11 protein-coding genes and 1 tRNA gene are annotated in these 15,423 nt (G+C 62.6%); 3 read left to right on the top strand and 9 right to left on the bottom strand.

All coding sequences use genetic code 11. The annotated features are described in order from the left end of the window. Positions 1-29: 29 nt before the first annotated feature. Positions 30-689, top strand: coding sequence for a YdeI/OmpD-associated family protein (locus VNT00_RS17210; protein ID WP_325589728.1), 660 nt, complete (start codon positions 30-32; stop codon positions 687-689). A gap of 334 nt (positions 690-1,023) precedes the next feature. On the opposite strand, the gene vapC is transcribed toward VNT00_RS17210, so the two are convergent. The 4 genes from vapC to ispB form a co-directional block, all read right to left on the bottom strand. Next, positions 1,024-1,434, bottom strand: coding sequence for a type II toxin-antitoxin system tRNA(fMet)-specific endonuclease VapC (gene vapC / locus VNT00_RS17205; RefSeq protein WP_325589726.1), 411 nt, complete (start codon positions 1,432-1,434; stop codon positions 1,024-1,026). After that, positions 1,434-1,667, bottom strand: coding sequence for a type II toxin-antitoxin system VapB family antitoxin (gene vapB / locus VNT00_RS17200; RefSeq protein ID WP_325589724.1), 234 nt, complete (start codon positions 1,665-1,667; stop codon positions 1,434-1,436). Before vapB ends, vapC begins: the two co-directional genes overlap by 1 nt. Before the next feature lie 498 nt (positions 1,668-2,165). Beyond that, positions 2,166-2,242: transfer RNA gene (locus VNT00_RS17195), tRNA-Pro, on the bottom strand. Positions 2,243-2,327: 85 nt separating this feature from the next. Further along, positions 2,328-3,293 carry an octaprenyl diphosphate synthase gene (ispB, locus tag VNT00_RS17190; RefSeq protein WP_325589722.1) on the bottom strand — a complete coding sequence of 322 codons (966 nt, stop codon included), beginning with the start codon at positions 3,291-3,293 and terminating at the stop codon, positions 2,328-2,330. 433 nt (positions 3,294-3,726) lie between these two features. Between ispB and VNT00_RS17185 the strand changes: the two genes are divergently transcribed. Together VNT00_RS17185 and VNT00_RS17180 are read left to right on the top strand one after the other, a co-directional pair. Then, a complete protein-coding gene (locus tag VNT00_RS17185) occupies positions 3,727-4,593 on the top strand; it encodes an ATP-binding protein (protein ID WP_325589720.1) in 867 nt (288 codons plus the stop codon). Next, entirely contained in the window at positions 4,586-5,662 is a 1,077-nt protein-coding gene (locus tag VNT00_RS17180; protein ID WP_325589718.1) for a thiamine phosphate synthase, read from the top strand. Before VNT00_RS17185 ends, VNT00_RS17180 begins: the two co-directional genes overlap by 8 nt. Here the strand turns inward: VNT00_RS17180 and VNT00_RS17175 are convergent. From VNT00_RS17175 to zapD, 5 genes are all read right to left on the bottom strand, one after another. Beyond that, positions 5,659-7,221, bottom strand: a complete 1,563-nt coding sequence (locus tag VNT00_RS17175; protein WP_325589716.1) for an efflux transporter outer membrane subunit — start codon at positions 7,219-7,221, stop codon at positions 5,659-5,661. The genes VNT00_RS17180 and VNT00_RS17175 overlap by 4 nt on opposite strands. Positions 7,222-7,275: 54 nt before the next feature. Continuing rightward, positions 7,276-10,392 (bottom strand): multidrug efflux RND transporter permease subunit, encoded by a 3,117-nt coding sequence (locus tag VNT00_RS17170; RefSeq protein ID WP_325589715.1) that lies wholly within the window; start codon positions 10,390-10,392, stop codon positions 7,276-7,278. Continuing rightward, positions 10,389-13,496, bottom strand: coding sequence for an MdtB/MuxB family multidrug efflux RND transporter permease subunit (locus VNT00_RS17165; protein WP_325589713.1), 3,108 nt, complete (start codon positions 13,494-13,496; stop codon positions 10,389-10,391). The genes VNT00_RS17170 and VNT00_RS17165 overlap by 4 nt, the downstream gene beginning before the upstream one ends. 9 nt (positions 13,497-13,505) lie before the next feature. Further along, positions 13,506-14,765: an MdtA/MuxA family multidrug efflux RND transporter periplasmic adaptor subunit gene (locus tag VNT00_RS17160; RefSeq protein WP_325589711.1), complete on the bottom strand. Its 1,260-nt coding sequence runs from the start codon at positions 14,763-14,765 to the stop codon at positions 13,506-13,508. Positions 14,766-15,012: 247 nt separating this feature from the next. Further along, positions 15,013-15,423 (bottom strand): cell division protein ZapD (gene zapD / locus VNT00_RS17155; protein WP_325589709.1); only part of this gene is annotated, 411 nt, incomplete at its 5' end.

Here is a 15,423-nt window from a genome sequence, read left to right as displayed (position 1 = left end):
AATCCATATCCATTATTTCCTGAATCACCATGCCGACCAATCTCACTCACAAGAACGAGCCGATCCTGACATTCGGCGCATCGCAGGAACTCGAAGCGCATATGTCGAATGCCTCCGGAAGCTCAAATGGCTTCTGGCTGCGGCTTGCGAAAGCCGGGGCCCCCACGCCCACCATCGGCAAAGAAGACGCCATCGAGGCCGCGCTTTGTTGCGGCTGGATCGATGGGCAGCTTGCCAGGTTCGATGAACACTACTTTCTCGTTCGCATGACGCCGCGCCGGCCCGGAAGCCGGTGGTCGGCGAAAAACCGCGACACCGCTGACCGTCTGGAGAAGGAAGGCCGCCTGCGGCCAGCCGGACTCGCCGAAATCGAAGCGGCAAAGGCCGATGGACGATGGGACGCCGCCTACGCCTCCCAGGGTACAGCCGAAATCCCGGAAGACCTGGCGGCTGCGCTTGCGTCGAACGAAGCAGCCAGGCGCTTCTTCGAGACCCTGGATCGCGCCAATCGCTACGCCGTCATCTACCGGGTAAACGACGCCAAACGAGCCGAAACACGCGCCAGGCGCATCGTGAACTTCGTGGAGATGCTGGCCCGCGGTGAAACGATACACCCTCGCAAGGCTTCCAGGACGTCAGCGGCAAAAAACAAAAAGCCCTTGCATGACAAGGGCTTGATATTGAAATGATTGGTCGGGGCGACATGATTCGAACATGCGACTCCTGCGTCCCGAACGCCTTCCGGATCCTTTATGGAGTAGCAACTTCGCCTTTGTTCGATCGAGCTAGCCGGGTCTTGCCCTGCCTGACAGATCCCTCGCCACTGTCTTGCCCCCTAACGCCGGCTGTCATACATAGTGGCGGGGCGTTTTGCATCGCGACAGTCGCGTGTTTTTCTTTTGTCATGGTGTGAGCGGGTAATTGTTCGATGTCCACTTCTCAGTCTAAATGCAGTTGCCCACGAGTCGACCGTCCTGATACCGCAGTCGACAAAACCTATAGCATCGCATGTGGTTAATGCGGCTACTGGCTGGCACTGACCCAATTCTCCACTTCAAGCGCCGGTATGCGCGTGAATTCCGAGACGTTATTCGTTACCAGCACAAGACCTTCACTGCGTGCGTGCCCCGCGATGTGCAAGTCATTCACCCCGATGGGCTGGCCCAGTTTTTCCAGGGCAGCTCGGATGGCACCATAGTGCTGGGCGGCCTTAGCTCCGTAGGACAGCACATCAAGGCGACTACAAAAATCCTCAATCGCTGACAGGTTCTCGCTGACCCGGCTGCTTTTCTCCGCTCCATGCAGAAGCTCAGCCAAGGTGATCGAAGATATTGCCATTCTGCTGGCGTTGGCGTTGAAGGTGGACAGCAGCTCGATGGGGCGCCGTTTCAAGACATAGATGACGATGTTAGTGTCCAACAGGTAGCGCAACATCAGAACGACTCTCGCTCAGACTGGTGTTGGCTGGCGCGTTCGGGCATGAAGTCATCGCTGACGGTGGAGCCACCCACGAAGAAGCTATCCCAAGTCTGCCCGACCGGCGCGATGATGCGCTCATGCCCCCTGACACGCACTTCCACCTTGTGCACGCCTTCGGGTAGGCGCACGTCTACAGGAAGTCGAACAGCCTGTGTGCGGTTATTGATAAAGACAGTTCCAATAGACATTCTGTCACCCTTTCAGTCAGAAGGTATATAGCAATTGTATATTGCAATATGGCGCGGGTCAAGATTGAAGAAGCCAGAAATACCTATTTGCAGTTGGGCACCCTGGCGACGGACTCTAAGCTGAAAAGAGGTCTCCAGTTGCAGAAGCACAGCGCGACGGCCCTGCGTGAACTGCTTCTCCAGATAGGCTTGGGTATGATCCTTTTGGCCATACCGGAATTGCCTATCAAGCGACGATTGTGAGCGCACTCGGACCAGCCAAGGCGATCTGTTGCGGATATTGCTGGAAGGGGGTTGATTCCTTCCAAGACATACGGACTCTGTTTGGATTGGGAGTACCGTATAGGTAAATCAGGCTATTCTTGCCCGGCGGGCATGAGGCATCTCTCAGATCAGATTCGCTGATTGACACACAATTGCCACATATTCGACTTTTTATGCGACAACACCCGCAGCCAAAAAAAAGCCCTTGAAATTCAAGGGCTTTTTTGGAAATCGTGGTCGGGGCGACATGATTCGAACATGCGACTCCTGCGTCCCGAACGCAGTACTCTACCAGGCTGAGCTACGCCCCGACTTGCAACATACCCGGCAAGCCTTCGGGATGGCGGCTTGCCTTTTACCGGAAAAAGCCTTGCGGCCCGGTCCTGGGGGGTTCTTTCAGCGGTCTCGCTCGACCGCGAAAGAGCAAAATTTTAGCAAAGATTCGCGTTGCGCGGAAATCGGGAAGGAAGACAAGGCTTCCCGGGCCTTTTCCGCCTCGGCCACAGCCGCTTTGCGCGTGTATTCCAGGGCGTCGGTTTCGTGGATGGCGTGGGCCACCGCCTTGAAATCCGCTTCACCGGTCTTGATGGCGTCTTGAATGAGCTGCCGTTGTTCGGGGGTGCCGACTTCCATGACACGGATCAGCGGCAAGGTGGGCTTGCCTTCGCGCAGGTCGTCGCCCACGTTCTTGCCCAGGGCCTCGGCGTCGCCGCTGTAGTCCAGCATGTCGTCGATGAGCTGGAAGGCCGTGCCGACATGGCGTCCGTAGGCCGCGGCGGCCTCTTCCTGTTGCGGCGTGGCGCCGGCAATGATGGCGCCCACCTGGGCCGAGGCCTCGAACAGCTTGGCGGTTTTATAGCGCACCACCTGCAAATAGCGGTCCAGCGAGACGTCGGGGTCGTGCACATTGAGCAGTTGCAACACCTCGCCCTCGGCGATGATGGTGGTGGCCTGGGAAAACACCTGCATGATGCGCATGGTGTCGGCTTCGACCATCATTTCGAACGAACGGGAATACAGGTAGTCGCCGACCAGCACGCTTGCGGCATTGCCGAACACGGCATTGGCGGTGCTGCGGCCGCGGCGCATGTCGGATTCGTCGACCACGTCGTCGTGCAGCAAGGTGGAGGTGTGGATGAACTCGACCACCGCCGCCTGTATGTGGTGCATGGTGCCTTTGTAGCCGAGCGCGCCGGCGATCATCAGCAGCAGGGCCGGGCGCATGCGCTTGCCGCCGGCCCCGATAATGTAGTCTCCGACCGTGCGAATCAAAACCACGTCGGAATTGAGGCGCTCGCGAATGACTGCGTCGACGGCCTTCATGTCGTCGGCGACGGGAGCAATTATTTCGGCAAGATTCAAAAGACAATCCAGGTTTCAGGTAAGCACAAAGGCCAGACAACAAGCCGCTACTGACCCTCGCGCACCAGCCCCGCCCACCCGCTGGGCATAAGCGCAGTGGAAAACCGCCTATCAGAACCCGGCAATACAATGATGGAGCACTGCCAAGGCCGCAACGCCCCTGGGCGCCAGGCATGGCTTCGGCCTCTATGCCGCAATTCCGCCAGAACGGCGGGGTTGGCCTTGCGCCGAAGGTCAAGGCTACGATTATACGTTTTTGCGCAGGGCTTTTGCCCGAGACGGCCCGGCGGCAAAAAAACAAACCAGCGCGCCGCAGCGCGGGGGCCTGCTCAGAGGCTACCTTGAAGCAAGAGGGAATACCCGGCCCGGGCAAGGCAAAGCATAAAATTGCGATAATGTCGCTTTGCCATCCCGCTGCTTTCTGGAGAAAACCTTGAGTTCCATCGATCTGACCTCGCTCGTCAGCCGCGCCGAGCGCGTTCTGGCGCAACTCGAAGCCTGGTTGCCGCCCGCGCCTCCCGACATCGACTGGTCGGCGCAGGCCTTCCGCTGGCGCAAGAAAGGCGCGCGCGGCTGGCTGGACGCGGTTCAGAACGTTTCCCACATTCACAGCGACGATCTGCAGCACATCGACCGCCAGAAAGACATCATCGACCGCAATACCCGCCATTTCATCGAGAAAAAGCCGGCCAACAATGTGCTGATGACGGGCGCGCGCGGCACGGGAAAAAGCTCGCTGGTGAAAGCCATGCTGGCCGCCTATGCGGATCGCGGGCTGCGCCTGATCGAGGTCGACAAGTCCGACATGGGAGATCTGGGCGACATTGTCGACATCGTCAGCAAGCGCCCGGAACGCTTCATCATTTTCTGCGACGACCTCTCCTTCGAAGAGGGCGAGCCTGGCTACAAGGCGCTTAAATCGGTGCTGGACGGCTCCATCAGCGCCTCGGGCGACAACGTGCTCATCTATGCCACGTCCAATCGGCGCCACCTGATGCCCGAATACATGAGCGAAAACCTGGATGCCAAGCACCAGACGGACGGCGAAATCCACCCTGGGGAAACGGTCGAGGAAAAGATCTCGCTGTCCGAGCGCTTCGGTCTCTGGCTGTCGTTCTATCCGTTCAAGCAGGACGACTACCTGGACATCGTGTATTACTGGCTCAAGGAGCATGGGTGTTCCCAGGCCGACATCGACGCCTCGCGCATCGAAGCCCTGCAGTGGGCGCTGGAGCGCGGCTCGCGTTCGGGCCGGGTGGCCCGCCAGTTCGCGCGCGACTGGGCGGCGCGCCATGTCTAAGCCATTCATCGACGTCGCCGCCGGCCTTATCCTGCAAAAAGACGGTTCGCTGCTGCTGGCCGAACGGCCGGCGGACAAGCCGTGGCCGGGCTGGTGGGAATTGCCGGGAGGCAAGATCGAACCCGGGGAAACCGTGCAGCAGGCGCTGGCGCGCGAGCTCAAGGAGGAACTGGACATCGACGTCAGCGTCTCCACGCCCTGGGTGACCTATGTGCACGAATACCCGAAGAACATCGTCCGGCTGGCGTTCTGCCAGGTCACGGAATGGCAAGGCGAACCCAAAGCCATCGAAGGCCAGACGCTGGCCTGGGTGAATCCCCGCAAGACTCTGCCCGTGGGGCCCCTGCTACCCGCCACCCTGCCGCCGCTGCGCTGGCTGCAATTGCCCGACCGTTATCTTGTTACCTCCATAGGCGGCCAAAAGAACCTCCCGGCCTTTCTTGAAAAGCTCGCGCAGGCCCTGCGCGCGGGGATCGAGCTGGTGCAGTTCCGCGAGCCCGACTGGGCCGCCGCGGCCCCCGAAGCCGAGATCCACCAGGCGTTCCAGTCTGTGCTGGCCTGCTGCCATGAATTCGGCGCACGATGCCTGCTGAACAGCGTGCACCCCGAAAGCTGGCGGCCGCTGGCCGACGGTGTGCACTGGCGGGCCCAGGACGCCTTGCGTCAGGCTTCGGCCATGCAAAGCCAGGCCGCCGCGCAGCAAGGCGCAGCCACGCACGGCAATGCCGGCGACAATCCGCCGGCTTCCGCCGCCCAGGCCCCGGCCCCCGACGCGCACTTGCTGCCGCGCAGGCTGACCGGCGTTTCCGCCCATACACTGCAAGAACTCGACGCCGCGCGCGCCCTGGATGCCGACTTCGTGGTGCTGGGCCACGTGCTGGAAACGGCCTCGCATCCCGGCCAGCCGGGCATGGGCTGGGAGCAGTTCGCAGCGCTGGCGGAAAAATCAGGAATGCCTGTTTTTGCCATTGGCGGGCAAAGCGCGGCTACCCTGCAAACCGCGCGGCAGCACGGCGCGCACGGCATTGCCGGAATGAGGGCGTTGCTGGAAGCGGCGGAAGCGCGCTAAGGCTTTGCCGCCGGCTCCACGATAGGGGCCTGTGCCTGCCCATCAGCCCCATTGACCCCATCGGCCGCCGCGGTTTCGGACGCGGACCGCGCCTCGCGAACCGCCTCGCCGCCCGCCTGCCAGCCACCGCCCAAGGCGGCGATCAACTGCACGCTGGCCACCAGCCTGTCGGCATTCATGGACAAGGCCGAACGCTCGGCGCTCAGCGCCGTGGCTTCGACCTGTACCACGCTCAAATAGTCGATCATGCCGGCGTTGTACTGGTTAAGGGTAAGACGCAGCGATTCGCGGGCCGCCTCGAGCGCCCGGTTCTGCGCCTGCTGCTCCTGGCCCAGCACATGCACCTGCACCAGGTAGTCCTCGACCTCGCGCATGGCCGTCAACACGGTAAGGCGGTAAGCCGCCACCTGCGCATCGTAGGCGGCGCGGGCCTGGTCGACCTGCGCCTGCCGCGCCCCGCCGTCGAACAGCGTCAAGGCCAGCGAAGGACCCAGCGACCAGAAATTGAAAGGCGCGGTCAGCCACTGCGCCCACTGGCCGCTGCGATAGCCGCCTTGCGCGCTAAGCGTCAGGTCGGGAAACCAGGCTGCCTGGGCCACGCCGATCTTGGCATTGGCCTCGGCCGTGCGGCGCTCTGCGGCGGCCACGTCGGGGCGGCGCTGAATCAGGACGGAAGGCACGGCAACCGGTATGTCGGGCACCGTCACCGTGGTTTTCTCGGGCGTCAAGGTAAATGCCGAAGGCGTCTTGCCGACCAGCACGGCCAGGGCATGCTCCAGTTGCGCGCGCTGCCAGTTCAAGGCCAGCTGCTGCACCTTGGCGTTTTCCAGCTGGGTACGGGCCGCCGCAACGTCGGACTGGCTCACCATGCCGACGGCCAAACGATTCTGGGTGGTCTTGAGCGAACGTTCGTAGGCCGCCACGGTCTGCTCGTAAAGACGTTTTTCGGCATCCAGCGCCCTGAGCTGGAAATAGCTTTGCGCCAGGGTCGACTGCATGCTCAGGCGCGTATTGGCCAGGTCGGCGGCGCTGGCCTGCTCGCCGGCGCGGTTCGACTCGACATCGCGCCTCACCTTGCCCCATAGGTCGGGCTCCCAACTGACGCTGCCCGTCAGGGTATATTGGTTGCTTGCGCCATTGCCATTGCCCGAAAAATTCGACCCCGACGAGTTCGACGAGCCGCTGCCCGAGCCCGAGCGCGACATCGAAGCATCCACGCCCACCGTCGGGAAAAACGCCGACCTGGCCGACTGCACCAGGGCCTGGGCCTGGCGGTATTGCGCCTCGGCCTGCGCGATGGACAAATTCGAGGCCAGCAATTCATCCATCAGGCGATTCAGTTCGGGATCTTCGTACAGCTTCCACCAGTCGCCGCGCAAGGCCGCATCGCTCGGAACGGCACGGATCCAGCCCTGGCTTTCCTTGTAGCCGGTTCCCACGTCGACGGCGGGCCGCTGATAATCCGGTCCCACCGCGCATCCGCCCAGCAGCGCCAACGCCAGCACACCCGCCGCATAGGGCCGCAGCCGCTTGATTCTGGTTCTTGTTTTCTTGCTCATAGTGCGTATTTCAATATTGCCGCCGTCCGGCGCCGTTAACATTATCGCCGCCAACTACGGCTGCTCGGAGACCAGCCGCCTGCGATCCGCACGCCGCTGGCGGCGCCGATTGACCCATATGCCGAAGCGATCCAGATACAGATACACCACCGGCGTCGTATACAGCGTGAGAATCTGGCTAAGAATGAGCCCCCCGACGATGGTGATGCCCAGAGGCCGGCGCATCTCGACCCCGGCGCCGGAAGCCAGCACCAGCGGCAAGGCGCCGAACAAGGCGGAAACCGTGGTCATCATGATGGGGCGGAACCGGATCAGGCAGGCTTCGTAGATGGCATCGCGCGAAGACAGCTTGCGTTCGCGTTCGGCCTGCAACGCAAAATCCACCATCATGATGGCGTTCTTCTTGACGATGCCGATCAGCAGGAACACCCCGATCAGGGCAATCAGCGAAAACTCCTGGCCCAGCCCGATAAGCGCCAGCAGCGCGCCAATGCCCGCCGACGGCAAGGTCGAAAGTATGGTGATGGGATGCACATAGCTTTCGTACAGCATGCCCAGCACGATGTACATGGTGACCAGCGCCGCCAGGATCAGCCACGGCTGCTGCGACATCGACTGCTGCAACGCCTTGGCTGTGCCCTGGAAGCCGCCCTGGATCTCGGTGGAAGGCATGCCCGTGCGCGCCACGGCGTTCTGGATGGACTGCGTCGCCTGCTCAAGCGTTACGCCGGGCGCCAGGCTGAACGAGATCGACTCGTCGGCAAACAGGCCCGTATGCTGCACGCTGAGCGGCGCGGTGCCGTTTTCGAAGCGGGTGAAGGCCGACAGCGGCACCCGGTTGCCGTCGGAGGTGACTACCTGCACTTTCTTGAGAGACTCGGCGTCCTGGGCGTCGCGCTGGTCCACAGCCATGACCACATGATACTGATTCAACGGGCCGTAGATGACCGATACCTGGCGTTGGCTGAACGAGTTGTTCAAGGTCGACGAAATAAGCGACATATCGACGCCCAGGCGCTTGGCCGCATCCCGGTCGATGGTCATATTGATCCGCCGCCCCTTGTCCTCGACATCGTTGTCCACGTCGACCAGTTCGGGCAAGGCCTGCATGGCCTGCTGCACCTTGGGCAGCCATTTTTTCAGCAGATCGAGGTCGCTGCCAAGCAAGCTGTAATCGTAGGCCGCCGAGCCCTGGCGCCCGCCCAGGAAAATGTCCTGCTGCGGAACCAGGGTAAGGCGCGCGCCCGGAACGTCCAGGAACTTTCCGCGCAGGCGATTCACCACGTCGTTGGCGCTTGCCTTGCGCTCGGCCAGGGGCTTGAGCTGGATCATCAGAAAGCTGCTGTTGCTGCCTCCGCGCCCCCCCGCGAAGCCGGTCACGCTCTCGATGGCCGGATCCTTCAGGAGAATATTGCGGAACTGCTCCAGCTTGGGCCGCATGGCATAGTACGACGTACCCTTGTCGACCCGGAAAAAGCCCAGGAGCTGGCCGGTGTCCTGCTGCGGGAAAAACCCCTTGGGCACGGCGGTATACAAATATACGTTCAGCCCGACCGTGGCCAGCAGCAACAGCATCATGATACGGCCATGCGCCAGGGCCCAATCCAGCGACGTGCGGTATCCGCGCCAGAACCGCTCGCCCACCGACCGCGCCAGCCAGCGCAGCACACCCGAACGCCGGGGCCTGGCGGGCCGCAGCTTGAGAAGACGCGCGCACATCATGGGCGTAAGGATGAGTGACAGCAGCAAGGAAACCATGATGGTCGCCGACAGCGTTATGGCGAACTCCCTGAACAGCCGGCCCACGATACCGCTCATCAGCAAAATGGGAATGAACACCGCCACCAGCGACAAGCTCATGGCCACCACGGTGAAACCCACTTCCTTCACCCCGCGCATGGCCGCGCGCAAGGGCGGCACGCCTTTTTCCACATGCCGCATGATGTTCTCGAGCACCACGATGGCATCGTCCACCACGAATCCGGTGGCCACGATCAGCGCCATCAGCGATATGGTGTTCAGGGTAAAGCCGAACCACCACATCAGGCTGAAGGTCGTGATCAGCGAGGCGGGCACGACAATGATGGGAATCAGGGCCGCGCGCCAATCACGCAGGAACAGCAGCACCACCAGGACCACCAGCGCCACGGCAATGATCAAGGTGATTTCCGCCTCGTGCAGCGAAGCACGGATGCTGGGCGTGCGGTCCTGCGCCACGGAAAGCGTCACCTGGGCGGGCAGCATGGCCTGGAAACTGGGGAGCTGGGCGCGGATGGCGTCGACGGTTTCGATGACGTTGGCATCGGGCTGGCGGCGGATAATCAGCAGGACGGCGGTTTTATCGTTGAAGAACCCGAAGTTGTAGACCTCTTCGACCGAGTCCTCCACCGTGGCAATATCTTTCAGGCGCACGGGCGACCCGTCCTTCCACGCGACGACCAGAGACTGGTACTGCGCCGCGCGGTTCATCTGTCCGCCCGAGCTGATCGTCCAATGATAGCGGTCGTTCTCCACCGCGCCGTTGGGCCGCATGGTATTGGCATTGGACAGCGCCGTGCGCACTGTATCCAGCGGAATCCCGGCCGCCACCAGCGCCTGCGGATTCAGGCTGACCCTGATGGCCGGCAGCGAACTGCCCCCCACGTCCACCTCGCCCACGCCCTGCACTTGCGCAAGCTTCTGGGCCAGCACGGTGGAGGCCAGATCGTACAACTGGCCCTGGGTCTGGGTGTCGGAGGTCAGCGCCAGCACCATGACGGGCGCGGAGTTGGGGTTGACCTTGTTATAGGTGGGGTTGTTGCGCAGGCTGGACGGCAGCATGGTGCGCGCCGCATTGATCGCCGCCTGGACGTCGCGCGCCGCGCTGTTGATATCGCGGCTCAGGTCGAACATGAGCGTTACGCGGGTCGAGCCTTCGGTACTGCGCGAGGTCATCTCGGTAACGCCGGCGATCGACCCCAGGGCCTGCTCCAGCGGCGTGGCCACGCTGGAGGCCATGGTTTCGGGGCTGGCGCCCGCCAGCCGCGCCGAGACCGAGATCATCGGAAAATCGACCTGCGGCAACGGCGCCACCGCAAGCAGCCTGTACGCCAGCAAGCCGGTAAGCACCATGCCCAGGCACAGCAAGGTGGTCGCCACCGGCCGCACGATGAACAGGGAAAAGAACCTCATGGCGCCGCCTCGTTGCCGGCCGGCCTGGAGGCCGCCCTGCCCTTGGCCCGGCGCGCGATGCGGTCAAACATCAGGTAAATGACCGGGGTCGTGAACAGGGTAAGCAACTGGCTGCACAGCAAGCCGCCCACCATGACCAGGCCCAGGGGTTGGCGCAGTTCGGAACCAGCGCCGGTGGCCAGCATCAGGGGAATGGCGCTGAACAGCGCGGCCAGCGTCGTCATGAGGATGGGACGAAACCGGAGCAGCGCAGCCTCGTGGATGGCCGCTCGCGGCGACAGGCCCCGATGCCGCTGGGCGTCGAGTGCGAAGTCGATCATCATGATGGCGTTCTTCTTGACGATGCCGATCAGCAGGATGATGCCGATGATGCCTATCATGTCCAGCTCGCCGCCCACCAGCAGCAAGGCCAGCAAGGCCCCGATGGCCGCGGACGGCAAGGTGGAAAGAATGGTGACGGGATGGATATAGCTTTCGTACAGAATGCCCAGGACGATGTACATGGCGACCACCGCGGCCAGCAGCAGCCACAGCGTGCTGCTCAGCGAAGCCTGGAAGGCCCGGGCCGCGCCCTGGTAGCGGGTTTCTATGGAGGCCGGCATGTCCAGCCTGGCCTCGGCCTGCGCAATGGCATCGACCGCGCTCGACAATGCCGCCCCCTTGGCCAGGTTGAACGAGATGGTGGCCGCCGGGAACTGCCCCAGGCGTTCGATGGCGAGCAGGGTGCTGGTTTCCTGGACCTTGGCGATGCTGGTCAGGGGAACGGGCGCGCCGTCGGAGGTTGCCACATAGATCTGCGACAGGGCGGCCGGGTCCTGCCTGAACCGCGGCGCCACCTCGAGCACGACCCTGTACTGCGCGGACTGCGTGAAAATGGTGGAAATCAGCCGCTGCCCGAACGCATCGTACAGCGCCTCGTCGATGGCGGAATTGGTGATGCCCAGGCGGGCCGCCGCATCGCGGTCTATGCTAAGTACCGTTTGCAGGCCATTGCTTTGCAGGTCGTCCGCCACATCGGACAATTGCGGCAACTGGTTCAGCGCCGCCACCAGCTTGGGCACCCATTCGACCAGATTGGCGCTGTCCGGATCCGACAGCGTCATCTGGTATTGCGTGCGGCTGACCCGGTCTTCCACGCTGAGGTCCTGCACCGGCTGCATGAACACCTGGATGTCGGGCAGTTTCTTCAACTGGCCGCCCAGGCGCTCGATAATGGCTTGCGCATTGTCGCTGCGCTCGCTCACGGGCTTCAGGGCAATCTGCATGCGCCCGGTATTGAGCGTGGAGTTGGTGCCGTCGATGCCGATGAACGACGACACCGCCGCGACGCCGGGATCCTTCAATATGGTGTCCACCGCCTGCTGCTGGCGTTTCGCCATCGAACTGAAGGAAACGGTCTGCGGCGCCTGGCTGATGGCCTGGATGAGGCCGGTGTCCTGCTGAGGGAAGAAGCCTTTGGGCACGACAAGGTATAGCAGGGCCGTTACGGCAAAAGTTCCCAGCGCCACCCAAAGCGTGATGCGCTGATGGGAAAGCACGACCTGCAGGCCCTGGTCGTACTTGTGTATCAGCCAGTCCATGAACTCGCCCATCCTGCGCTGAAAACGCCCGTACTTCATTTCGGATTCCGGCCGCAATAGACGCGCGCACATCATGGGAGTCAGGGTCAGCGAAATGACCAGCGACAACAAGATGGCCACGGCCAGCGTAATGGCGAACTCGCTGAACAGGCGGCCGATGACATCGCTCATGAACAACAGCGGGATGAGCACGGCGATCAGGGACAGGGTTAGCGACACCAGCGTGAAGCCGATCTGCGACGCCCCCTTCAAGGCCGCCTGCAAGGCGGTTTCGCCCGCCTCGATATATCGCGCAATGTTTTCGATCATGACGATCGCGTCGTCCACCACAAAACCCGTTGCAATGGTCAAGGCCATCAGCGTCAGGTTGTTGACGCTGAATCCGGCCAGATACATGATGGCGAACGTGCCGACCAGCGACAACGGCACGACCACGCTGGGAATGAAGGTGGCGCGCCAGCTGCGCAGGAAGACGAAGGTGACGAGCACCACCAGGAAGATCGCCAGCAGCATTTCGTATTGCACATGCTGAACCGAATCGCGTATGGTCTGCGTGCGGTCGGTGGCCACGCTGACATCCACGCCCACCGGCAGGGACTGCTTGAGCGAAGGCAGCATGGCCTCGACCCGGTCGACCACGTCGATGACGTTGGCGCCGGGCTGGCGCTGGATGTTCAGCAGAATGGCCGGGGTGGAGCCTATCCAGGCCGCCTGGTTGATGTTCTCGGCGTCCTGAACCGCCGTGGCCACGTCCTTGAGCCGCAGCGGCGCGCCGTTTTCGTACGAGATGATCAGGTTCTCGTAGTCCGAAACCGAGCTGAGCTGGTCGTTGGCGTTGATGGTGGTGGATCGCAAAGGCCCGTCCAGATTGCCCTTGGGCTGATTGACGTTGGCCCCGGTAATGGCGGTGCGCACATCGGCCAGCGTAAGATTATGCGCCGCCAGCGCCTTGGGATTGGCCTGGATGCGCACGGCCGGCCGCTGTCCGCCGGCAATGCTTACCAGGCCCACCCCCGAAATCTGCGACAGCTTCTGGGCCACGCGAATGTCGATCAGGTCTCGTACCTTGTACAAAGGCAGCGTGGGCGAGGTAATGGCCAGGCTGATGACCGGCGTGTCGGCCGGATTGACCTTGTTGTAGATGGGCGGCGACGGCAGATCGCTGGGCAGCAGGTTCGAGGCGGCATTGATCGCGGCCTGCACCTCTTGTTCGGCCACGTCCAGAGGCAGGCTGAGGTCGAACTGCAGCGTGATCATCGACGCGCCGCCCGAACTGGTCGACGTCATCTGGCTCAGGCCCGGCATCTGGCCGAACTGGCGTTCCAGCGGCGATGTGACCAGCGCCGTCATGACGTCGGGACTGGCGCCCGGATACAAGGTGGACACCTGGATGGTGGGGTAGTCCACTTCGGGCAAGGCCGAAACCGGCAACAGCTTATAGGCCAGAAAGCCCGCGATCAGCAGAGCCACCATGGCCAGCGTGGTGGCAACCGGGCGAAGTATGAAAATGCGCGACAGGTTCACGGCGCCCGCCTATCGACGGCGCGAATGCGGCCCGGCTGCCTTGCTGGCGGCCTCCGCGGCTTTCTTGGCGACCTCCGCCTGCGCTTCGGGTGTGACCACTTCGATTGCAGCGCCTTCACTCAACCTGTCCACGCCATCGGTCACCACCTTCTGGCCGGACTTCAGGCCGCTGACGATGGCCACGCGCCCTTCATCGATGGCGCCTGCCGTCACTTGCTGGACATGCACCTTGTTGTCGTCGTTGACGACGTAGACGAACGAGCCGATGGAACCTTGCTGCAACGCCTCGACGGGAATGACCACGGCGCTCGGCTCGGTGCTGACCAGCAGCCGCACGTTCACGAACTGGTTCGGGAACAGGGCCTCGTCGTCGTTGGCGAACCTGGCCTTGAACTTGACCGTGCCGGTGGCCACGTCGATCTGGTTATCCACGGAAACCAGTTCGCCGGTTGCCAGCTTGTTGGTGTCGCCCCTGTCGTAGAGATCGACGCGCAATGTCTTGCCGGCGTGCATTTGCTCGAGCACCATGGAAAGCTGAGATTGCGGCAAGGTGAATACGGTGGAAATCGGCTGGGTCTGGGTAATGACCACCAGGCCGTCGGTGCTGGAGGCGGAAATCAGGTTGCCCTGATCCACCACCCTCAGCCCCAGGCGGCCACTGATCGGCGCGGTGATGCGTGTAAAGCTCAGTTGCAGCCGGGCGCTGTCCACGGCGGCCTGGTCGCTTTTCTGCGAACCCAGGTACTGCTGCACCAGGGAGGCCTGCGTATCGACCTGCTGCTTGGCGATGGAGTTTTGCTTGTACAGCAATTGATACCTTTGCAGATCGCGGCGGGCGTTTTCCAGCAGCGCCTGGTTCTGCTTTTGCTGCCCGATGGCCTGGTCCAGCTGGACCTGATAAGGGCGCGGGTCGATCTGCGCCAGCAGGTCGCCCTGCTTGACCTTTTGCCCGTCCACGAAGGCGATCTTCTGCAATTCGCCGTCGACGCGACTGCGCACGGTAACCGTGTTGTAGGCGGTCACCGTGCCGATGGCCTTCAGGACGACATTGATGGGCGCCGTTTCCACCGGCGCGATCTTGACTGGCACTTTTGCGCCCGCCATGACCGGACCGCCCCGCCTGCCGAATGTTTTTTGCGCGCTGCCGATGCTGGTCAATTTACCCGAAACCCAATACCCGCCTCCCGCCAGCACGGCCAGGATAATGAGCCCCGCCGCCCATTTCCGGGCTCGCGGGTGTCGGTTCTGTGCGAAGCCAGATTCGGGCATACGCGTTTCTCCATCTTGTTATTACGCAACGCCGCTATTTTCCCCGATTCGCTCCCCGGCTGCCAAAAAAAATGCACTCGCTGAAATAGGCCGCAACAACTTCCTGGCCTGCTGCGAGCGGGACCGACAGAAATACGCCTGGATTCGCCATTGCGGCGAGGATGCCGGCGGGCTGCGCCAGATGCGCCAGCACAGGCCCGCCAAGCGCCAGAACCTGGCCCTGGCCCCGGCGCCGGCCGGAAGCCAGCTATACGTTGCAGCGCGCCAGCCTGAACGGGATATTGCGGGTCACGGGCTGGGGCTTGAGGTCGTTGTCCTGGGTGGAAAACCGCACCCAGATCACGTATTTATTGGCGCTGGTTTCAGGAAACACGCCCAGGTCGGCCTCGACCCATACCCGCAAAAGCTGGAAGGTCTTGCCGGTGAGCATTTCCTGGTAGGCCCCTTGCGGCGCCTCGAGCGAGACGATTTCGCTGGATTCGCGCAGCAGGCGCAGCACCAGGGCCAGGCCTTTGTACAAGGCCCAGAACGGCTCGATCCAGGTTTTCAGGTCGTTGACCCGGACCTCGTGCGGCTTGATCTGCCAGGCATAGAAAGAAGGGATGTCGGCGGGAGAAGACCCCCCCGGCACCGAGAGCCGGCCGCGCAGGCTGGCCAG

Origin of the sequence: Eoetvoesiella sp. (genome assembly GCF_035555955.1) — a bacterium.
GTDB lineage: Bacteria > Pseudomonadota > Gammaproteobacteria > Burkholderiales > Burkholderiaceae_B > Eoetvoesia.
The sequence above is the reverse complement of the archived record's forward strand: the minus strand, read 5'-3'. Positions and strand labels throughout refer to the sequence as shown.